Genomic DNA, 866 nt, shown 5'->3' on the forward strand with positions numbered 1-866 from the left:
GGACCACCAAAAATACCGATGACCTCAGGGGTATGGCTGCGGATTTTCATTTGCAAGCCAAGTGCTTTGACACCAAGACCGCTCACATCAATTTGCATATCAGAGCCGCCCGGTTGATAGGTTTCTGTAATTTCTTCCAACGTAGGTAATTTGAGGGTTTCAAGATCAAGGTGAAGATTCACATCATCATCAACAATCAAGGTAAAACCGCGTACAATGCGTAAAGTCATGCTTTAACTCCTTGCTGCTTTGCGATAAGTTTCAAGCGTATCGCCAAATTGATAAGTCATTTTCTTTTGGATATCTTGCGCCAAACGGTCAAAATAAGCGCTATTGCGCCGGCTGCCGAAACTCAAATCTTCTAAAGGTGGCACTTCTTCTGCATCAAATTCGACCCGCAATTTTCCCAATTGTAAAGTGCTGTTGGAATTTAAATCGCGGTCAAACCAAACCCGCCCACCAAGCAATGCACCACGCGCAATCATATCATCAAGAAAGCTGGTCAAAGAGCGGGTAATGGCAATAACATGTTGACCAGTAAGGTTTTCATCATTCGCCCAAGGGCGCAAATTGTTAATGATGGTTTTTTCCAAGGCTGCACGGGTGCGCACCACATTGACAAAGCGCCAAAGTGGATCACTGGAGGTGGTATGATTTCCCCATAAAATGCGCCCATTGGCAGCCATTTGCCCATGCGCATTTTGACTAAGTCGTGCTGGAATAAAGGTCGCAATATCGGCTTGGTTAAGGCGATTTGCCTCATGATCAATTTCGCCATCAAAATAGCTAATGGGGCGTGCTGTCCCTAAAATGCCATGCACATCTTGGTTGGAAGGAGACCAAAAAACACCGCCCCTTTGCTTGTC

At 45.6% G+C, this 866-nt stretch carries 2 protein-coding genes; both read right to left on the reverse strand.

The annotated features are described in order from the left end of the window. A partial coding sequence (locus ACFIL3_RS10630; protein WP_375682265.1) for a phage major tail tube protein occupies positions 1-230 on the reverse strand: 230 nt, incomplete at its 3' end. Positions 231-233: 3 nt separating this feature from the next. After that, positions 234-866 (reverse strand): phage tail sheath family protein (locus tag ACFIL3_RS10635; protein ID WP_375682266.1); only part of this gene is annotated, 633 nt, incomplete at its 5' end.

It is taken from the genome of Bartonella sp. CE47NXGY, from assembly GCF_042195415.1.
In the GTDB taxonomy this organism is placed as follows: domain Bacteria; phylum Pseudomonadota; class Alphaproteobacteria; order Rhizobiales; family Rhizobiaceae; genus Bartonella.